This is a genomic window from Azospirillum sp. B506 (assembly GCF_000333595.1).
GTDB lineage: Bacteria > Pseudomonadota > Alphaproteobacteria > Azospirillales > Azospirillaceae > Azospirillum.
In genome coordinates this window covers 1-21,439 of sequence record NZ_BADK01000319.1, presented here as the reverse complement: position 1 = coordinate 21,439, position 21,439 = coordinate 1, and the positions used below count along the sequence as shown (strand labels likewise).

At 66.7% G+C, this 21,439-nt stretch carries 12 protein-coding genes; 3 read left to right on the top strand and 9 right to left on the bottom strand.

What is annotated here, in order from left to right:
• Positions 1–3,103 (bottom strand): EAL domain-containing protein (locus I71_RS09835; protein ID WP_083897077.1); only part of this gene is annotated, 3,103 nt, incomplete at its 3' end.
• 487 nt (positions 3,104–3,590) lie between these two features.
• Here I71_RS09835 and I71_RS38215 point away from each other — a divergent pair.
• On the top strand, positions 3,591–3,755 hold the full coding sequence (locus tag I71_RS38215) for a hypothetical protein (RefSeq protein ID WP_159107365.1): 165 nt from the start codon (positions 3,591–3,593) through the stop codon (positions 3,753–3,755).
• A 30-nt stretch (positions 3,756–3,785) separates the two neighbouring features.
• Here I71_RS38215 and I71_RS09830 read toward each other — a convergent pair whose 3' ends face one another.
• From I71_RS09830 to I71_RS09820, 3 genes are all read right to left on the bottom strand, one after another.
• Positions 3,786–4,331: a hypothetical protein gene (locus tag I71_RS09830; RefSeq protein ID WP_042694382.1), complete on the bottom strand. Its 546-nt coding sequence runs from the start codon at positions 4,329–4,331 to the stop codon at positions 3,786–3,788.
• A 138-nt stretch (positions 4,332–4,469) separates the two neighbouring features.
• On the bottom strand, positions 4,470–5,327 hold the full coding sequence (locus I71_RS09825) for a pirin family protein (RefSeq protein WP_042694380.1): 858 nt from the start codon (positions 5,325–5,327) through the stop codon (positions 4,470–4,472).
• Between the two features lie 206 nt (positions 5,328–5,533).
• Positions 5,534–6,970 (bottom strand): ammonium transporter, encoded by a 1,437-nt coding sequence (locus tag I71_RS09820; RefSeq protein WP_042694378.1) that lies wholly within the window; start codon positions 6,968–6,970, stop codon positions 5,534–5,536.
• A gap of 660 nt (positions 6,971–7,630) precedes the next feature.
• Here I71_RS09820 and glgC point away from each other — a divergent pair.
• Positions 7,631–8,902 (top strand): glucose-1-phosphate adenylyltransferase, encoded by a 1,272-nt coding sequence (gene glgC, locus I71_RS09815; RefSeq protein WP_042694376.1) that lies wholly within the window; start codon positions 7,631–7,633, stop codon positions 8,900–8,902.
• A 128-nt stretch (positions 8,903–9,030) separates the two neighbouring features.
• Positions 9,031–10,500, top strand: coding sequence for a glycogen synthase GlgA (glgA, locus tag I71_RS09810; RefSeq protein ID WP_042694374.1), 1,470 nt, complete (start codon positions 9,031–9,033; stop codon positions 10,498–10,500).
• Positions 10,501–10,671: 171 nt separating this feature from the next.
• Here the strand turns inward: glgA and I71_RS09805 are convergent, their stop codons facing one another.
• The 5 genes from I71_RS09805 to I71_RS09790 form a co-directional block, all read right to left on the bottom strand.
• Positions 10,672–11,055 carry a hypothetical protein gene (locus tag I71_RS09805; RefSeq protein WP_148294201.1) on the bottom strand — a complete coding sequence of 128 codons (384 nt, stop codon included), beginning with the start codon at positions 11,053–11,055 and terminating at the stop codon, positions 10,672–10,674.
• Between the two features lie 130 nt (positions 11,056–11,185).
• A complete protein-coding gene (locus I71_RS37285) occupies positions 11,186–11,416 on the bottom strand; it encodes a hypothetical protein (protein ID WP_148294200.1) in 231 nt (76 codons plus the stop codon).
• A gap of 583 nt (positions 11,417–11,999) precedes the next feature.
• A complete protein-coding gene (gene ppdK / locus I71_RS09800) occupies positions 12,000–14,693 on the bottom strand; it encodes a pyruvate, phosphate dikinase (RefSeq protein ID WP_042694371.1) in 2,694 nt (897 codons plus the stop codon).
• 363 nt (positions 14,694–15,056) lie between these two features.
• Positions 15,057–17,309 (bottom strand): bifunctional diguanylate cyclase/phosphodiesterase, encoded by a 2,253-nt coding sequence (locus I71_RS09795; protein ID WP_042694369.1) that lies wholly within the window; start codon positions 17,307–17,309, stop codon positions 15,057–15,059.
• Between the two features lie 253 nt (positions 17,310–17,562).
• Positions 17,563–21,324, bottom strand: a complete 3,762-nt coding sequence (locus I71_RS09790; protein WP_042694367.1) for a vitamin B12-dependent ribonucleotide reductase — start codon at positions 21,322–21,324, stop codon at positions 17,563–17,565.
• Positions 21,325–21,439 lie beyond the last annotated feature (115 nt).

The following is a 21,439-nucleotide window of genomic DNA, read 5'->3' as shown; positions in this document are numbered from 1 at the left end:
AGCCGCTTGACCGCGGAGTTTCCTGGCTCCCCGCCTTCGCGGGGATGACGCGGCGTTTCTTCGTTGCGACGACTTGTCCTGCCCGATCCGAACTCACGACACCGGCAAAGTCGGCCGGTTCGCACCCCGTGGTGGGCATGCCGACCACCACATCGTCGCGGAGGATCGGCAGGCCCGCCCGCCGGCTCTCCCAAGCCGCCAGAAAGGCGTCGATGCGGTCGGCCGGCAGCGGCCGGCTGATGAAATAGCCCTGGATCAGGTCGCAGCCCATCCGCGACAGCGCCTCCCATTGGGCCAGCTCCTCCACCCCTTCCGCCACCACGCTGCGGGTCAGGTCGTGGGCGATGCGCGAGATCGACGACACCATGCTGCGCGCGTCGGACCGGCGATGGACATCGTTGATGAAGGCCTTGTCCAGCTTCAGCGTGCTGATCGGCAGCGTCCGCAGATAGGTCAGCGACGAATAGCCGGTGCCGAAATCGTCCAGCGCGATGTGGATGCCGGCCTGCCGCAGCTCGTTCAGCTTGCCGATGGCGGCATCGAGCGACCCGATCATCTGCGACTCGGTGATCTCCAGCTCCAACCGGTGCGGCGGCAACCCGGTGCGGGACAGCACCTCCAGCACCCGCGGCACGAAATCATGCTGGGCCAGCTGGACCGCCGACATGTTGACGCTCATCGTCATGTCGCCGGCCCCGCGGCAGGCCAGCCCCACCGCTTCGATGCAGGCGGTCTCCAGCACCCACAGGCCGAGCGGGACGATCAGCCCCGAATCCTCGCACACCGGGATGAAGCGGTCGGGCGACACCGGCCCCAGCTCCGAATCGGTCCAGCGCACCAGCGCCTCGAAACCGCGGACCCGGCCGTCGACGGTCGCGACCTGCGGCTGGTAATGCACGCTGAAGGACTGGCGGTCGAAGGCCAGCCGGGCGCGGCTGAGCAGCCGCATGCGTTCCACCACATTGCGGTTCATGTCGGCGGTGAAGGTGCAGATGCGTCCGCGTCCGCTCTCCTTGGCCCGGTACATGGCGGTGTCGGCATTCTGCAGCAGATCGTCGAAACAGCGGCCGTCCCAGGGATAGCGGGCGATGCCGACGCTGCAGGTGACGAAGAAATGCTGCCCCTCGACCAGGAAGGGCGCGGCCAGCGCCTGTTCCAGCCGCCGGGCCACCTCCGCCGGCTCGCCGGCTTCGCAACCGTCGACCACAACGACGAACTCGTCGCCGCCCAGCCGCGCGATGAACAGCCCGTCGCCGGCCCCCTTGCGGATGCGCAGGCCCAGCATCATCAGCAGCTCGTCGCCCGCCTTGTGACCGAAGCCGTCGTTGATGAACTTGAAATTGTCCATGTCGAGAAACAGCAGCGACAGCGGCCCGGCATGGCCGCATTCCTTGTTCGAGGCGATCAGCCGGTCGACATGCTGCTCCAGCGTCAGCCGGTTGGGCAGGCCGGTCAGGGAATCGAAATGGGCCAGATGGTCCAGCCACGCCTGCTGCCGCTTCTGGTCGGTGATGTCGGTGTAGGAGCCGGCCATCAGCACCGGCTTCCCGTCCTCGTCGAACAGGGCCTTGCCGGTGGCATACAGCCACAGGTAATTGCCGTCGCGGTGGCGCACGCGGTATTCCGCCCGGTATTCCGGCAATTCGCCCGACAGATGGCGGTGCAGCGCCTCCGCCGCCAGCAGACAGTCATCGGGATGGATGCGCTCGAACCAGGCGGCCCGCGAATCGATGCTGAGCGGATCCACGCCCAGCAGTTCCTCGACCCGGCCGGACAGGAGGCGGCTGTCGTTGACGATGTCCCAGCTCCAGATGATGTCGCGCGATGCCTCCGCCACCAGCCGCATCCGCCGTTCGCGCTCGCGCAGGGCGTCCTTGCTGGCGGTCAGTTCCGCGACCTTGCCCTGCAGCTCCCGGCGCGACTCGGTCAGCGCCTCGTTGCTCAGCTGCAGGGCCGCTTCGGCCATCCGGCGTTCGCGCAGGGCGAAGGACAGCACCAGCACCATCCCGAACAGTGTCAGCAGCACGCCGCCGACCGTCACCACCAGCCAGCGGTAGGTCTCCAGGAAGGAGAAGGGTTTGTTGATCAGCCGGTCCAGCGGCGCCAGCCACGCAGGGTCGAGACCGTGACGCTCCAACTGCCGGTAATCCGCCGCACGGATGACGGACCGGTCCGCTCCGGCCGGAAGTCCGGCCCCGGTGCCCCCCTTCAGCATCCGGGCCGCCAGCCGCCCCACGGCACGCCCTTGCTCCTCCCCGCTCAGCAGGGCGCCGCCGACGATGCCGTGGCCCAGCAGATACTCCTGCAGGCCATAGATCGGCACGCTGCTGCGCTCACTCAGCAGTTCCAGGAACTGCTGGGGCGGCAGCACCAGACCGTTGGAATCGGACGCATAGCTTCCCAGCAGCACCGCACTGCCGGGCGGCAGGGTCGCCAACCGCTCCTCCAACTGGGGGAAGGGCAGATCGGGCAGGACATGCCGTTCCAGTCCGGGGGGAAGGCGGCCGGCGGCGGCCAGCGCCTCCAGCTCGCTGTCCAGCGCGAGGCCCGATTCGGTGCGGTCGCGCAGCAGATAGAGGTCGCGCAGTTTCGGGTTGGCCGCCACCGCCATACGCAGGGTGGCTTCGATATCCTTATCCTCGTCCACCCCCGCGACATTGGCCTCGCCCCTGGTCAGGCGGCTCGCCGTCGCGGCGGTCACCCCGCCATACACCAGCGGCACCGGACCATAGATGTCCCGCCGCAGATCGAGGGCGAAGGCCAGCGCGGCATCGTCGGTGGCGATCAGCGCATCGATGGTGCCCTTCGGATGGCGGTAGGCGATCAGCGCCTGCAACCGCTCCAGCCCGCTCGCAACCGGATAGCGCTTCCAGTCCAGGTAATAGGTGACGGCCATCGCGGTCGGCGCCGACAGCGCCAGCGCCCCGGTGATGCCGGTGGCCTGCTCGTCGGTCCACTCATACCCGTGGTGATAGGAATGGAGGACCAGCACCGTCCGGTTCGGCGCCATCGCCCGGCCATCGCCCGCCAGCGTGATCGCCGCCAGCAGCACCCCCAGCAGCAGGGCGCAGCCACGCATCGATATGGTTGGCCAACCGGTCATCGGGCACCCTTCATCACTCGGCAAGCCGCATCCTTACAAGGGCCGGTCGCCGCTGCCTGCGCGGTCGCTGCCTATGCGGTCGCTGGCCGCACGGACTCTGAACTGATCCGACCCTCCTTCCTCAAAGGATAAGCAAGGCAGTCATTTCAGCGCCAGAGGCTTCTCATAAGGATTTTCCCCGTATCCATGGTTAATTTTCCATAGGAGATTGGAGATTCTTGAAAATGTTCCCGCAGTAAGCACGCGGAAATATTTGGATGTGACGGCCCTCCCTCTTTGCATCGCAATCTGCAGCGGGCGTGGCCTCATCTCGCACCTGCACAGTCATTATCGGCGGACAACGCAGGGGGCATGTGGCAGAGGGCATGCGGCAGGGGCATGCGGTTCGGGCAGTGCCAAAACCTCTGAGGACAGCGGCCACGCCAACCGCAGCGTCCATGCCAAGAGCCGTGGGCAGCCGATCGGCCGCCTGGACGGTCTGGACGATTTGCTGGCGGGGCCGGCCCAGGGCCTGTTCGCGCGGGCCGGGAACTGTCCGGCGACCCTGCGGCTGTCGACGACGCCGGGCGACATCCTGCCCGACAATGTGTCGACCCCGCGCGGGCTGGTGGTGAAGATGCCGGGCGTGTCCGGCGAACGGCTGCCGGGCTGATCGCCGGCTGTCCCCTTCACCGCATGCGCGTCACTGCATGCTGCGCTGCATCTCCTCGAAGCTGCGGGAGAAGCCGTTCAGCGGAAAGTCGATGTCGCGCTTGCCAATGCGGGGGGAGTTGACGCGGACCAGGATGGTCGAGCCGTTGCGGAACTGGTCGGCGACGCGGCCGGACACGAAGTTCGGGAACATGCACATGTTCAGCGTCGCCACATGCGATTCGATGCGCGGCTGGCGGTCGACGCGGATGGCGCAGCGGTCGATCAGCCCCTGGCTGGTGGTCAGGAAGAGGTGGAAGTCGTTGCCGGTCGGAATGATGCTGAGCGCGATGAAGCCGACATCCTTCCCGTCGTCGAACAGACGATAGATCATCAGCCGGCAGGTCTTGCTGTCGGTCATCCGGTCGATGTCGCATTGGTTGGTCCAGGCGCCCTCCGGCCCGAAATCGGCCGCGGCCTTGGAGACGTCCAACGCGGCGGCGGGCTTCGCCGTCATCGGGGCCGCGACCATCGTCACCGCCAGCAGTGCCGCGGCGGCTGCCGCCTTGACTCCACCCAACAGACCCTGTGCGCGCATAACCCCGTCCCCGCCATCGTTCGTATTAGTACCGAATGCGCCATGATAACCGGCGGGGGCGGGGGTGCAAGGCACGAGATGCCGCGCTTGGGGCCGCCCGGCAGGCGCCGAAAGCCCCCTTTGCGCGGCATCCCCCGATCAGATGCGCCCTTCCTCGAAGTCGCGGAAGGCCTGCATCACCTCCTCGCGCGTGTTCATGACGAAGGGACCGCCCCAGGCGATGGGCTCGCCGATCGGCTCGCCGGCCAGCAGCAGGAAGCGGGCGCCCTCCGGCCCGGCGACCGCCTCGACCCGCTCGCCGTCGCCCAGCACGATCACCTGCGGACCCGACAGCAGCCCCTCTCCGCCGACGTCCAGCGTGCCCTCGAACAGCACCAGGAAGGCGGTGTAGCCGGCCGGCAACGGCTCGGTGAAGGACACCGACGGCGGCAGCACCACGTCGAAATAGCGGGCGTCGGTCGCCTCGGCCCGCACCGGCCCGGCGGTGCCGCCGGCGGTGTCGCCGGCAATCACGGTGACGGTCGCCCCGCCTTCGCGCCGCTCCACCGGGATGGAGGCGGCCGGGAATTCCTGGTAGCGCGGATCGGTCATCTTCAGCCTGGCCGGCAGGTTGATCCACAGCTGGAAGCCGCGCATCAGCCCTTCGGTCTGCTCCGGCATCTCCGAATGGATCAGGCCGCGGCCGGCGGTCATCCACTGGATGCCGCCGGTCTCGATCACCCCTTCATGGCCGTGGTTGTCGGCATGACGCATGCGGCCGGCCAGCATGTAGGTCACCGTCTCGAAGCCGCGGTGGGGGTGGTCGGGGAAACCCGCCAGATAGTCGGACGGCCGGTCCGACCCGAACAGGTCCAGCATCAGGAAGGGATCGAGCGTGCGCAGGCGGGGCGTGCCCAGCATGCGGGTCATGCTGACGCCGGCACCGTCGGAGGTGGCCATGCCCTCCACGGCGGCGAGCACCGGTCGGACACCGGGGGTGGCGGGCTTGGTCGGCATAACGGCAACTCCTGAACGAACGGATGGCGATGCACCACAGGTAGTCCACCGCGGCCCCGCCGTGAAGCCGGCCAGCCTGCGCCACAGCGTTCTTGCCCATGCAACAATCCAACACGGATATGGCGCGCAGGGAAATGGCGCATGCGAAAAAGGCCGCCGGAGAACCGGCGGCCTTCTCGAAGAGACCCGTGGGAAAGGATTTTGTCTTAGTGGATGCTCTCGCCGTGCAGGGCGAGGTCGAGACCGTCGCGCTCCACGTCCTCTTCGACGCGCAGGCCCATGACCACGTCGACGATCTTCAGCAGGACGAAGGTGGCGATGGCGCACCAGGCGACGGTGTAGGCGACGCCCTGCACCTGGATCCAGACGGCAGCGGCGTTGCCTTCCAGCAGACCCAGCGTGGCCTTCGGGTCGGCCTGCAGGACGGAGGCGAAGCCGCCTTCGCTGTTGGACACCGACATCTTGGCGAAGACACCGGTCAGCAGGGCACCGATCAGGCCGCCGACGCCGTGCACGCCGAAGGCGTCCAGGCTGTCGTCATAGCCCAGCATGTGCTTCAGGCTGGTGGCCGACCAGAAGCAGATCACGCCGGCGACGATGCCGATGACGATGGCGCCGGTCGGGTCGACGAAGCCGGCGGCCGGGGTCACCGCGACCAGGCCGGCGACGGCGCCGGAGATGATGCCGAGGATCGACGGCTTGCCCTTGACGATCCACTCCGCGAACAGCCAGCCCATGGCGGCGCCGGCGGTGGCGATGTGCGTGGCGGCCAGCGCCATGCCGGCGCGCGGACCGGCGGTCAGGGCCGAACCGGCGTTGAAGCCGAACCAGCCAACCCACAGCAGCGAGGCGCCGATCAGCGACAGCACCAGGTTGTGCGGCATGAAGGCTTCCTTCGGATAGCCCTTGCGCTTGCCGATCACCAGGGCGGCGACGAGGCCGGCGACGCCCGCGTTGATGTGCACGACCGTGCCGCCGGCGAAGTCAAGCACGCCCAGGCCGAACAGGAAGCCCGACGGATACCAGACCCAGTGGGCGATCGGCGCATAGACCACGATCGACCACAGGGCGGTGAAGACCAGCAGCGAGGAGAACTTCATGCGGTCGGCGAAGGCGCCGGTGATCAGGGCCGGGGTGATGATCGCGAAGGTCATCTGGAACATCATGAAGACCGGCTCGGGGATCGTCGTCGGGACGCCCGAACCCGTCGCCTCGCCCAGCACGAAGGCCTTCGTGAAGTCGAGCCCGTTGAGGAACAGCCGGTCGAGACCGCCGACATAGGCGCCGGTGCCGGTGAAGGCCAGGCTGTAGCCGATCACATACCACAGGACGCTGATCAGGCAGGTGATGGCGAAGCTCTGCATCACCGTCGCCAGCACGTTCATCTTGCGGACCATGCCGCCGTAGAACAGCGCCAGGCCGGGGATGGTCATCATCAGCACCAGCGCGGTGGAGATCAGCATCCAGGCGGTGTCGCCGCCATTCAGCGCCGGAGCCGCCGGTGCGGCAGCAGCGGCGGCAGCAGCCGCAGCCGCGGCAGCGGCAGCGGCCGCCGGATCCTGGGCAAGGGCTGCGGCCGGCATGCCGACCGCGCCCAGAGCAACCGCCATCATCGGTGCGGCCAGAAGGAACAGACGGTTCATCGAGGCTCCTCTTTCTCCAAAATCGCTCCCACCCCTGGACGGCCGGCGCGGTGCCGGAGGCGTTCCGCGCGCAAACGCCGCACTGGGGCGACCCCGTCCCGGTCGCCCCGTCCCCGGCAAAGACGGGGCGGCGGACGGGACCAAGGACGCCACAATCGTTTCAAGAAGCGTGCCAGTTGAAAACGGCTTGGAATCGTCAGAGTTGTCCTGGGGCGGGACCCTCGAACGGGCAACCTCCTACGAGTCGCACCCGGCACCTGCACAGGAAACAGGCAGATTTCGGAACCGACATTTCGCCGCAAATTCCGGGCATTCGACCGAATGGCAGGGCCGGCAGCCTTATTCTGGTCGTTTTCCGCCCGGCATTCTGGCTGTCATTCCGGCAGATGATTAAAATATAGGCATATAATGGCCTGCGCCGCGGTCAACGTGCCCGCATGCTGCAGTTCCTCTATCTCTTCCCTCCAGGCCCTTCGGCGGGGCGCCGCAGGGGGCTCTCTTTCCTCCTAGGACCGCGAAGAGGGAGTGCGGCGGGTAAGCCGATGCGAACCCACCGCCGGGCCTATTGGACATGGCGGCGAGTTGTGGCACCGTCAACGCCTCCATATGGAATGGCCGCGGCCGAGCGGCCGCAAGAATAAGGCAAAGGGGGTAACGGCCATGCTCGACAAACGGGATCTGCGCCTCGCACCGCGACGTGCGGTGGCGCTGGTGCTGGCCGGGGGACGCGGAAGCCGTCTGAAGCAGCTGACCGACCGCCGGGCGAAGCCGGCGACCTATTTCGGCGGCAAGTACCGCATCATCGACTTCGCGCTGTCCAATTGCGTCAATTCCGGCTTCCGCCGCATCGGCGTGCTGACGCAGTACAAATCGCACAGCCTACTGCGCCATCTCCAGCGCGGCTGGAACGTCTTCCGCGGCGAGATGAACGAGTTCTGCGACCTGCTGCCGGCCCAGCAGCGCGTCAGCGAGACGGAGTGGTACCAGGGCACCGCCGACGCCGTGTACCAGAACCTGGACATCCTGCGCGACCACGAGCCGGAATATGTCCTGATCCTGGCCGGCGACCACATCTACAAGATGGATTACGGCGCGCTGCTGCTCGACCACATCGACCGCAAGGCCGACGTCACCGTCCCCTGCATCGCCGTTCCGCGCGAACAGGCGACCGGCTTCGGCGTGATGCACATCGACGAGGAGCGCCGCATCATCGACTTCGTCGAGAAACCGGCCGACCCGCCGCCGATGCCCGGCCGTCCCGACATGGCGCTGGCCAGCATGGGCATCTACGTCTTCAACGCCCAGTTCCTCTACGACCAGCTGGAGCGCGACGTCGCCACCCCCGGCTCCAGCCGCGACTTCGGCAAGGACATCATCCCGCATCTGGTGAAGAGCGGCGCCCGCATCATCGCCCACGACTATGCCGACAGCGCCATCATCGACGCGCCGGACGACGCCCCCTATTGGCGCGACGTCGGCACCATCGACGCCTATTGGGAGGCCAACCTCGACCTCTGCCACGTCACGCCGCAGTTGAACATGTACAACCGCGACTGGCCGATCTTCACCTATCAGGAACAGCTGCCCCCCGCCAAATTCGTCTTCGACGACGAGGACCGGCGCGGCTCGGCGATCGACAGCCTGGTGTCGGGCGGCTGCATCATCTCCGGCTCCACCGTGCGCCGCTCGCTGCTGTTCAGCTCGGTCCGCGTCAACTCCTACAGCGAGCTGCACGAGGCGGTGGTGCTGCCGGAATGCGACATCGGCCGCCATTGCCGCCTGAAGAAGGTGGTGATCGACCGCGGCGTCAGCATCCCCAACGGCCTCGTCGTCGGCGAGGATCCGGAGCTGGACGCCAAGCGCTTCCACCGCAGCGAAGGCGGCGTCGTCCTGATCACCCGCGAGATGATCGAGAAGCTGCCGAAGGAGTAAGGCGGCATTTCGCCGCCCGTCTTCCGCGCCGATGCGGTCCGGCTCGCGCCTGAAACCGCATCGGCGCTATACCCTGTCCACACCCTCCCGCCTTTCACCCCTCCCGCCTATCGCCGAGTGCCTTCCCGATGCGCGTCCTCTACGTCACGTCCGAATGCTACCCGATGGTCAAGACGGGGGGGCTGGCGGACGTGTCCGCCGCCCTGCCGCCGGCCCTGAACGCCGCCGGCGCCGATGTGCGCCTGCTGCTGCCGGGCTATCCCGCCGTCCTGAACAGTTTGCAGAACCTGCACGACGTCGGCGACCTGATCACCGACCTGCCCGGCTGCGACCGCGCCCAACTGTGCATCGGCCGCACCGCCGACGGGGTTCTCGCCTATGCGCTGAAGGCGCCGTCGCTGTACGACCGTCCCGGCAACCCCTATCTCGGGCCGGACGGCAAGGACTGGGCCGACAACGCCCTGCGCTTCGCAGCACTCGCCTGGGTCGCCGCCGGCTTCGCGGCGGAGAAATCCTACGACCCGTGGTGGCGGCCCGACATCCTGCACGGCCATGACTGGCAGGCGGCGCTGATCCCCGCCTATCTGACCCTGCGCCCCGACCGTTTCGCCGGCCCCTTCCGGCCGGGCACGGTGCTGACCATCCACAACATCGCCTATCAGGGACTCTTCGGCCCCTGGATGATGGGCGACCTCGGCCTGCCCTCCTCCAGCTTCCGCGTCGATGGCGTCGAGTATTACGGCAACATCAGCTTCCTGAAGGCCGGTTGCTACTACGCCGACCGCCTGACCACGGTCAGCCCGACCTACGCCAACGAAATCCAGACCGCCGAGCACGGCACCGGCCTGCAGGGCCTGCTCGCCAGCCGGTCCGACGTGCTGACCGGCATCCTGAACGGCGTCGATTACGCGGTGTGGGATCCGGCGACCGACCCGCATCTGCCCGCCCGCTACACCCCCGACGATCTTGGTGGAAAAGACGCCTGCAAGGCCGACCTGCAATCCGCCTTCGGCCTGGACCGCCGCGCCGACGCGCCGCTGGCCGCCGTGGTCAGCCGCCTGACCTGGCACAAGGGCCTCGATCTGGTGCTGGAGGCGGCGGGCCAATGGGTGTCCTGGGGCGGCCAGCTGGTGGTTCTGGGCAGCGGCGACGCCTCCAGCGAGGCCGGTTTCCGCCAGTTGGCCCAGTGGCATCCGCAGTCCATTGGCGTCCGCATCGGCTATGACGAGCCGCTGTCCCACCGCATCCAGGCCGGTTCCGACCTGTTCCTGGTGCCGTCCCGCTCGGAGCCCTGCGGCCTGACCCAGCTCTACGCCCTGAAATACGGCACCCTGCCGTTGGTCCGCCGCACCGGCGGCCTCGCCGACACGGTGATCGACGCCAACCCGGCCGCCAGCGCCGACGGCAGCGCGACGGGGTTCCAGTTCGTCAACGCGACCGGCCAGGAACTGGTGTGGGCGCTGCGCCGGGCGATGAGCGTCTACCGCAAGCCCGACCGCTGGCAGGCGATGCAGCGCCGCGCCATGACGCGGGACTTCGGCTGGCACGGGCCGGCGGAGGAGTACATGGAGCTGTATCGGGGGCTTGGAGGGCGGTGAGGGGATTGGAACCGGCGGTTTCGCGTCTGGATCACTCCACGCTCACCGCACATGTTCGGTAACGGAGGTGCCTGCGGGGCAAGCCTGCGACCGCATTCCGCCAGCCTGCTCGGCCTGACGGTGCGATTGTCGCACGCCTCGTACCGCGACTTCGTTGGCCACATGGCTTGATCAGCCGGCAGGCCGTTCAAAGATAAACCCCGTCGTGGTTTCTTCGATGCTGCCGGCGCCGTATTCCGCAAGAGCGGCCCTTACCGCTGCGGTCGGCTCAGCACCAATCACAAGAAGCTGCGACCAAGCCGGGTGGTGCTGGTCAACCGTATCCAAGATGTAGATGAAGGCTTCTTCCGCTGATGTGGCTTTTGCCGCATCGAAGGCGGTTACCTGATATGGCAAAAGGCTGTCATACCACAGGACCTGGACTGCCGTCCGATTCAATGGAGAATCCCAGGTCCAGACAGGTTGTGCCTTGGCCAATTCCGTGAGCTTCTCCCCAAAACTTGGATCGAGTATAATGGCGACCTTACCGTTCGCAGGCGGCATGCGCTTGTTCAACCATCTCCATTCGGCAATGGTTGCATTTTGCACGGGAAGCCAGCGCCGCTCAACAGGTTGCGTTGCCGGAGCCAAGAGGATAAGCCGTCCAGCCCTATCTCCATCAAAAGAAATATTATATCAAGAGAAGCTATCTTTTCTCAATAATCCAATCAATTTCCCACCCAGCTTCTTCAAAAAACTGGCTTAGGTCAGCCCGTTTTTCAACCCAACTATCAAAGCATTGGCTCATATTCTGATCTCCAGCATCTAAGATCAGGAATCCTCCTGTGCTTTCAGCATCGTCAATTATTTTGATATAACGTCCAATACCCTCTCCTTTTATAATCCGCCCAACTTGGCCTATACGAATATCGAGCATTCTAACCTCCTAATCAACAAAGGGGATGTGATAGTCCGTCGTGGGCTTTGCCGTATCTCGTAATAATTTCTTCAAGCAACTGTATTGCATGTCAGGGTTGCGCCCCCTCCTTTATAGAGCCACCTTTATGACGTGTCATGATCCCGCGCCACTATTCTCTATGTTTGGTTTGGGGCACGGAACCGCCTTTGACATCGTTCAGCGCAGCTGGCATGCGGCAAGGCAACGCGTTTTTCGCGCGCCCTTACCGCTGGCCCCTCTCCGTGATAGGATTAAAAGCCGCCACAGCCCGAGGAGCATCCTGCATGCAGCGCCAATGGTGCCACGCCGCCTTGCGCCCTTCTTCCCGCGCACAAACCCCGCCGGATGGAACAGTGAACACCCGCCGGAAAACCGTTCCAACCTGTTCCAAACGTTCCAACCGGCCACCGTCCCCCATGCCCGGCGGCCCCGCGTGGAACGGTGAACAGTCCCCCGAAACCTGTTCCACGCTGTTCCACCCACCCCGCTCCACCGCCAAAACGAAACGGCCCCCTTCCCGTGCGGGAAGAGGGCCGTCGTCGTTTCAGCTACCCGGTTCGGCTCAGTCGCGCTTGACCGTGTCGCTGTTCAGCGCCGCCTGCGCCGCCGCCAGACGGGCGATCGGCACGCGGTAGGGCGAGCAGGAGACATAGGTCAGGCCGACCTTCTCGCAGAAGGAGATCGAGGCCGGGTCACCGCCATGCTCGCCGCAGATGCCGAGCTTGATGTCCGGACGGACCTTGCGGCCGCGCTCGGTGGCGATCTCCACCAGTTCGCCGACGCCGCTGACGTCCAGCGACTGGAACGGGTCCTGCTCCAGGATGCCCTGGCGCTGGTACTCCGGCAGGAAGCTGCCGGCGTCGTCGCGCGACAGGCCCAGCGTGGTCTGGGTCAGGTCGTTGGTGCCGTAGCTGAAGAACTCGGCCGATTCGGCGATCTCGCCGGCCTTCAGGGCCGCGCGCGGGATCTCGATCATCGTGCCGGTCAGATACTCCACCGTCACGCCGGTCTCGGCCTTCACCTGCTCGGCGGCGCGGTCGATCACCGCCTTGAGGATGTCGAACTCCTTCTTCGTGATGATCAGCGGGATCATCACTTCCGGAATGACGGCCTCGCCGGTGGTCTTGGCGACCTCGGCGGCGGCGGCGAAGATGGCGCGGGCCTGCATCTCGTAGATCTCGGGGTACGAGATGCCCAGACGGCAGCCGCGATGGCCCAGCATCGGGTTCGCTTCATGCAGCTGGATGGTGCGGTGGCGCACCCGCAGCGGATCGGTGCCGGTGGCCGCAGCGACCTCCGCCATGTCCTCTTCGGTGTTGGGCAGGAACTCGTGCAGCGGCGGGTCGAGCAGGCGGATCGTCACCGGCAGGCCGGCCATGATCGTGAACAGCTCGACGAAGTCCTTCTTCTGGAAGGGCTCCAGCTTGGCGAGCGCCTTGCGGCGGCCGGCCTCGTCCTCCGCCAGGATCATCTCGCGGACGGCCAGGATGCGCTCCGGGTCGAAGAACATGTGCTCGGTGCGCGACAGGCCGATGCCCTCGGCGCCGAACTTCCGCGCGGTGCGGGCGTCCAGCGGGGTCTCGGCGTTGGCGCGGACCTTCATCCGGCGGATCTTGTCGGCCCAGCCCATCAGGGTGGCGAAGTCGCCCGACAGCTCCGGCTGGATCGTCGGCACCTCGCCCAGCATCACCTCGCCGGTGGAGCCGTCGATGGTCAGGATGTCGCCTTCCTTCACAGCGACGCCGCGGACCGACATCTGCTTGGTCTTGTAGTCGATGCGCAGGTCGCCGGCGCCCGACACGCAGGCACGGCCCATGCCGCGGGCGACCACCGCCGCGTGGCTGGTCATGCCGCCGCGGCTGGTCAGGATGCCGCGGGCGGCGTGCATGCCGTGGATGTCCTCGGGCGAGGTCTCGATGCGGCAGAGGATCACCGATTCGCCCTTGCCGGCCATCTGCTCGGCCTCGTCGGCGGTGAAGACCACCTTGCCGGACGCGGCGCCCGGGGAGGCCGGCAGGCCCTTGGCGATGATCTTGCGGTCGGCCTTAGGATCCAGCGTCGGGTGCAGCAGCTGGTCGAGCGAGGCCGGATCGATGCGGCGGACCGCCTCGTTGCGGTCGATGACGCCCTCGTTCGCCAGATCGACGGCGATCTTCAGCGCCGCCGGAGCCGTGCGCTTGCCGTTGCGGGTCTGCAGCATGAACAGCTTGTTCTGCTGGACCGTGAACTCGATGTCCTGCATGTCACGGTAGTGCTTCTCCAGCGTGAGGCGGACCTCGTTCAGCTGGTTGAACACCTCCGGCATCACCTCCTCCATGGCGGGGAGGTCGGACTTGTTGGCGATCTTGCCGGCGACGGTCAGGTGCTGCGGCGTGCGGATGCCGGCGACGACGTCCTCACCCTGGGCGTTGACCAGATACTCGCCGTAGAAGGCGTTCTCGCCGGTCGACGGGTTGCGGGTGAAGGCCACGCCGGTCGCGCAGTCGTTGCCCATGTTGCCGAAGACCATGCACTGCACGTTGACCGCGGTGCCCCAGTCGGCCGGGATGTCGTGCAGCTTGCGGTAGGTGATGGCGCGGGCGTTCATCCAGGAACCGAAGACGGCGCCGATGGCGCCCCACAGCTGCTCCTGCACATCCTGCGGGAAGGGCTTGCCCAGCTCGCGCTCGACCGCCTTCTTGTAGTCCTCGATCACCGCCTGCCAATCCTCGGCCGACAGGTCGGTATCGAGGTTGTAGGACTTGTCGCGCTTGTGGTTGTCGAGGATGTCCTCGAAATGGTGATGCTCAACGTCGAGCACGACGTTGGAGTACATCTGGATGAAGCGGCGGTAGCTGTCGTAGGCGAAGCGCCCGTCGCCCGACCGCTTGGCGAGACCGGCGGCGGTCGCGTCGTTCAGGCCCAGGTTCAGGACGGTGTCCATCATGCCGGGCATCGACGCGCGGGCGCCGGAGCGGACCGACACCAGCAGCGGGTTGACCGGATCGCCGAACTTGGCGTCCATCGCCTGTTCCAGCCGCGCGATGGCGGCGGTCACCTGCGCCGTCAGCTCCGGCGGATAGGAGCGGCCGTTGGCGTAGAAATAGGTGCACAGCTCGGTGGTGATCGTGAAGCCCGGCGGAACGGGCAGGCCAAGATTGGCCATCTCGGCCAGATTGGCGCCCTTGCCGCCCAGCAGGTTCTTCATCTCGGCCCGTCCTTCGGTGGCACCGGCCCCGAAGCTGTAGACCCACTTGGATTCACCCTGGCTCGCCATTGCGGATTTCCTCTCGCCCCATGGTCGTCCGGCATGCGGGTGCTCCCCTTGTCTCCAACGACCGTTCCACCCTGCGGAAATCCGCCGGGCGAAACACCGTGGTCAGTTTGCTTGACCGCACATGCCGCTGAGTGGACCTTCTATCGCCCCAAACGTTGGGACACAAGACAGTCGCGTGGTCTAGAACGGGATGACCTGCGCTTCGACGTCAAAGGAGCGTTGCGACTATATCGTATTGGCCAGATCCCTGCCCGGCTCCCCATTACTCCGCCGGAATCGCATTACACCGATTCGAAGGGCACATTGCGCCCGAAGTACCCCGTAAATCCAAAGAAAAAGCGGACCATTTCACCTGCAAATTTTTCAGATGCTGATGCAATCCTCCTCCGGACATTCGACCCAGTGCTTGCCCTCCCCGGCCAGCCAGTCCTCCAGTGCCGCCGCCGGCATCGGCCGGGCGAAGCGGTAGCCCTGGCCGATGGCACAGCCCTCCGCCTCCAGCATGCGGTGCTGGGCTTCGCGCTCCACCCCTTCGGCCACGACGGTCAGGCCCAGCGCCTCTCCGATCTGGATGATGGCGCGGACCAGCGGCCGGTTGGCAGCGTCGATGTCCAGTTCCTTGACGAAGCTGCGGTCGATCTTCAGCTCGGCAACGGGAAAGCGCTTCAGATAGCTCAAGGACGAATAGCCGGTGCCGAAATCGTCGATCGACAGGGTGACGCCCAGAGCGTGCAAGGCATCCAGCGCATCATGGACGCCGACCTCCTCCGTCATCATCAGCCGTTCGGTGATCTCCAACGTCAAATCGTTGGCCGGGATGCCGTTGGTGGCCAGCGCGGTACGGACCTGATCCGGCAGGTCGCCGCGGGCAAAGCGGACGGCGGAGACATTCACCGCCAGCCCCGGCACCGGCACCCCCGCCGCGCGCCAGCGGCCAAGCTGCCCCACCGCGGTCCGCAACACCCAGCTGTCCAGCCGGTCGATCAGCCCGCATTCCTCGGCCAGCGGCACGAATTCCGCCGGCGACACCGCTCCCCAGCGCGGGTGGGTCCAGCGGATCAGCGCCTCCACCCTGTAAAGGCAAGGCGGTCTCAACCGGACCTGCGGCTGGTAGTGCAACTCGAATGGCGCCTCGCCGTCCGTGCAGCCGGCCTCCTGCCGGTCCAGCGCGTCACGCAGGGCCGCCTCCATCTCCAGCCGGCGCACCGCCTGTTCGTTGATGTCCCGGCGGAAGAAATGGCAGCGGTTGCGGCCGGCCTGCTTGGCCCGGTACATCGCCGCATCGGCCTGACGCATCAGCGTGTCGAAATCGATGCCGTCGTCGGGATGTACGGCGATGCCGATGCTGGCGGTCGGGGTCAGCGTCAGGTCGGCCACCGTCAGCGGAATCGACAGGGTGGCCAGCACCCGCTCGGCGAGCAGCGAGGCATGGGCGGCGTCGCAGCCCGGCAGAAGGGCGACGAACTCGTCGCCGCCCAGCCGGGCCAGGGTGTCGCCTTCGATGAACAGCGGCTTCAGGCGGGTGGCCACCTCCACCAGCAACCGGTCGCCGACCGCATGGCCCAGCGAATCGTTGACGGTCTTGAAACGGTCGATGTCGAGGAACATCACCGTCACCGGCTGGCGGGTGCGCCCGGCCAACGCCAGCGCCGCAGTGGCGCGGTCGGCCAGAAGCTGGCGGTTGGGCAGCCCGGTCAAGATGTCGAAATAGGCGAGCCGGTTGATCTCCGCCCGCGCCCGGTCATGTTCGATGGCGAGTGCGCACAGATGCACGCAGGCCTCGACCAGCCGGCGGTGAAAGGGGGCGGCAGGACGCGGCTCGCGGTAATAGAGCGCGAAGCTGCCCAGCATCCGGGCATTCCGCCCCTTGATCGGATTTGACCAGCAGGCGGCCAGCCCATGGGCCAGCGTTTCCGCCTGGAACGGTGCCCAGCGCGGATCGGCGGCGATATCCGCCGACATGACCGCCACGCCTCGGCTCATCGCGCTGCCGCAGGCCCCAACATCCGGGCCGATCGGATAGCCGTCGATGGAGGCGATGTAAGCGGCGGGCAGGGATGGGGCCGCTGCCACCCGCATGCGGTTCTCGTCGTCGCACAGCATCACCGAACAGGCGACCTCCGGCGCGCAGGCCTCCACCTGCCGGCAGAGGAAATCCAGAACCTGCTTCAGCGACCGGCCGGTCGCCACCAGTTCCAGAACATTCTGCTGCAGGCGGGCCACCGCCTCCGCCCGCTCGCGCTCGTCGAAGCTGCGCATCTCGCACAAAAGAAGGGTATCGTCCCCATCGGTCAGATACTGCCAGTGCAGATCGACCGGGATCGGATCGCGGCGGAGGATACGCAAGGCACCGGTGCCCGGCGGCCGTTGATCCCCTCGCGCTCCCTCCCACACCGCCTGCCAGTCGCGCCCGCCGAGATCGAGCAATCCCGGCAGCGGGCGGCCGATCAGTGCATCCAGGGGGGTCTCGGCCAGCCGGGCGAAGCCGGGGTTGGCACCGACGATGGTGCCGTCGGCCGAGGTCCAGGCGAGGGCTGCACTCCATTGTGCGGCCGTCGCCCGCAACAGGCGATCGGACGGCAGACGGTCGTCCAGCGCGGTCCCGGCCGAATCCATGACCCCTGATCCCTCCGGACATGCTTCGGGAATGCCGCGCCGGCGCTCCCGGGAGAGCCAGCTAACATGAGCACACGCGGCACGGTCAAGGCCCGTCACGCCCCGGCCGACCTGTTGCAGGCTTACGGGAATGGTTCTAATTCGCGATCGCCGAGCCCATTCCTAACAAGAAAAAGGGAGGAAGCGGTTTCCCGCTCCCTCCCCTTTCTTTTTCGTCTTCCTGCCACCTCCGACCAGGGCGGCATCCGGACGATCAGCTGCAGCCGGTGGTCGACCCGCAGCTGTCGCACTTCAGGCAGGTGCCGTTGCGGACCAGGGTCATGTTGCCGCACTCGCCGCAGGGGTCGCCCTCATACCCACGGGCGCGGGCCTCGCGGATGCGGTCGAAGCGCTGGTCGCTGGTGCTGCCGCCATAGGCCGTGCCGGTGGCCGCAGTGGCGGCGACATGGCCCTGGGCGGTGGCGGCGGCAACCGCCGGGCTGGCCGACATGGCCACTTGGGCCGCCTGGGCGGAAACCTGCGTACCCGCCGACGCGGTGACGCTGACGGCCGCCGTGTCGGTGCCGGTGGCGGCGAAGGCCGCCGCGGCGCTGGCACGCTGGACCTGACCGCCCGTCTGGCCGCCATGCAGGACGCGCAGGTTGTTGCGGACATAGCCGGTCGACGCGATGCGGCGGACGATGTCGGACGGCTGCACCTGGGTATCCGGCAGGTCGCCCTGCTTGTCGCCGCTGCCGACCGTCGACGGCACCAGATCCTCCGGCGTGGCGTGCGCCAGATCGGTGCGGTTCAGGTAGGAGATGGCGATCTCGCGGAAGATGTAGTCGATGATCGACGTCGCCATCTTGATGGTGTCGTTGCCGGTGACCATGCCCGACGGCTCGAAGCGGGTGAAGGTGAAGGCCTCCACGAACTCCTCGAGCGGAACGCCATACTGGAGACCGATCGACACCGCGATGGCGAAGTTGTTCATCAGCGAGCGGAAGGCGGCGCCCTCCTTGTGCATGTCGATGAAGATCTCGCCCAGGCGGCCGTCCTCATACTCGCCGGTACGCAGATACACCTTGTGGCCGCCGACATTGGCCTTCTGGGTGTAGCCCTTGCGGCGGTGCGGCAGACGCTCGCGCGAGCTGCTCTTCCGCTCCACCACCCGCTCGATCACCTTCTCGACGATGCGCTCGGTGACCATCTGGGCGCGGACGGCGGACGGCGCCTCGATCACCGCCTCGACCGCCTCGCCATCCTCCTCGTCGTCGAGCAGGGCGGCCTGCAGCGGCTGGCTCAGCTTGGAGCCGTCGCGGTACAGCGCATTGGCCTTCAGGCCCAGGCGCCAGGACATCAGGTAGGCGTCCTTGCACTCGTCGACCGTCGCCGTGTTCGGCATGTTGATGGTCTTGGAGATGGCGCCGGAGATAAAGGGCTGCGCCGCCGCCATCATCGTGATGTGCGATTCCCAGGACAGGAAGCGCTTGCCGATGCGGCCGCAGGGGTTGGCGCAGTCGAACACCGCCAGATGCTCATCCTTCAGGAAGGGCGCGCCCTCCAGCGTCATGGCGCCGCAGCAGAAGGTGTTGGCCGCCTCGATCTGCGCCTTGGTGAAGCCGATGTGGCTCAGCAGGTCGAAGCCCGGAGCGTCCAGCGTCTCCGCCGGGATGCCCAGCGTCTGGGTGCAGAAGTCGGCGCCGATGGTCCAGCGGTTGAAGACGAACTTGATGTCGAAGGCAGTGGTCAGGTTGCCTTCCAGACGCTCCAGCAGCTCGTCGGTGAAGCCCTTGGCCTTCAGCGCCTCATGGTTCACGCCCGGGGCGGTCTTCAGCGTGCCGTGGCCGACGGCGTAGAGCGCGATCTGCTCGATCTGGTCCGGGGTGTAGCCGAGCGTCTTCAGCGCCTCCGGCACCAGCCGGTTGACGATCTTGAAGTAGCCGCCGCCGGCCAGCTTCTTGAACTTCACCAGGGCGAAGTCGGGCTCGATGCCGGTGGTGTCGCAGTCCATCACCAGACCGATGGTGCCGGTCGGGGCGACCACGGTGGCCTGGGCGTTGCGATAGCCGTGGGCCTCACCCAGTTCCAGCGCCTCGTCCCACACGCGGACGGCGGCGAGCGCCAGCTCCTGGTCCGGGCAGAGGTCGGCGACGAAGGGCACCGGCTCGACCGCCAGGCCTTCATAGCCGTTCATCTCGCCGTTGGCGGCGCGGCGATGGTTGCGGATGACCCGCAGCATGTGGTCGCGGTTGGCCTCGAAGCCCGGGAAGGTGCCCAGCTCCTGCGCCATCTCGGCCGAGGTCGCATAGGCGACGCCGGTCATCACGGCGGAGATGCCGGCGCAGTAGGCGCGGCCCTCGTCCGAGTCATAGGACAGGCCGGACGCCATCAGCAGGCCGCCGAGGTTGGCGAAGCCCAGACCCAGCGTGCGGAACTCGTAGGAGAGCTGGGCGATTTCCTTCGACGGGAACTGCGCCATCAGCACGGAGATTTCCAGCACGATGGTCCACAGCCGGCAGGCATGCTCGAACGCCTCGACGTCGAAGGAGCCGTCCTTCAGACGGAACGACATCAGGTTCAGCGACGCCAGGTTGCAGGCGGTGTCGTCGAGGAACATGTACTCCGAGCACGGGTTCGAGGCGTTGATGCGCCCCGAGGCCGGGCAGGTGTGCCACTCGTTGATGGTGCTGTCGAACTGCACGCCCGGATCGGCGCAGGCCCAGGCGGCATAGCCGACCTTGTCCCACAGGTCACGGGCACGGACGGTCTTCATCACCTTGCCGTTGGTGCGGCCGATCAGGTTCCAGTCGGCATCGTCCAGCACCGCCTGCACGAACTCGTTGGAGATGCGCACGGAGTTGTTGGAGTTCTGGCCGGACACGGTCAGGTAGGCTTCCGAATCCCAGTCGGTGTTGTAGGTCTTGAACTCGATGGAGGTGAAGCCCTGGCCGGCGAACTGGATCACGCGCTGGATGTAGTTCTCCGACACCTGATCCTTGCGGGCGGCGAGGATCGCCTTCTTGAGCTCCTTGTTCTCCTTCGGGTCGAGGCCCGACTGGGCGGCGGCCATCACCGAGGTCAGGTGCTTCTGGCAGATCTTGGAGCCGGTCACCAGGGCCGCGACCTTCTGCTCCTCGTTCACCTTCCAGTCGATGTAGCCTTCGATGTCCGGGTGGTCCATGTCCACCGTGACCATCTTGGCCGCACGCCGCGTGGTGCCGCCCGACTTGATGGCGCCGGCCGCGCGGTCACCGATCTTCAGGAAGCTCATCAGGCCCGACGACTTGCCGCCGCCAGCCAGCTTCTCGCCCTCGCCGCGCAGGCGGGAGAAGTTGGAGCCGGTGCCCGAGCCGTACTTGAACAGGCGGGCCTCACGCACCCACAGGTCCATGATGCCGCCCTCGTTGACAAGGTCGTCGGCAACGGACTGGATGAAGCAGGCATGCGGCTGCGGATGCTCGTAGGCCGAGGCGGACGAGGTCAGCAGGCCGGTCTTGAAATCGACGTAGAAGTGGCCCTGGCTCGGGCCGTCGATGCCATAGGCCCAGTGCAGCCCGGTGTTGAACCACTGCGGGCTGTTCGGGGCCGCCATCTGGGCGGCCAGCATGAAGCGCATCTCGTCGAAGAAGGTGCGCGCGTCGGCCTCGGTGTCGAAATAGCCGCCTTTCCAGCCCCAATAGGTCCAGGTGCCGGCCAGGCGGTCGAAGACCTGACGGGCCGAGCTTTCACCGACGAAGCGCTTCTCCTTCGGCAGGGCAGCCAGCTTCTCCTGGTCGGCTTCCTTGCGCCACAGCCAGGACGGGACGGTGTTCTCTTCCACGGCGCGGAGCGCGGCGGGAACGCCGGCCTTACGGAAATACTTCTGGGCCAGAATGTCGCTGGCGACCTGCGAGAAGTTGTCCGGCACCTCGATGCCGGTCTGCTGGAAGACGATCGTTCCATCCGGGTTGCGGATCTCGCTGGTCGCCTGGCGGAAGCCGAGGCTGGCGTAGGCGTCCTGACCTTCGTGCGTGAAACGACGCTCGATCCGCATGATGAGACTGTCCCCTGCTTGGAGCACGCCGTGGCGCGCTCGAATGGAATGTTGTGCGACCCGCCCTGATCCGAAGCAGCGGGCGGACTCAATCCACCGTCCGGCCCGGCAACGC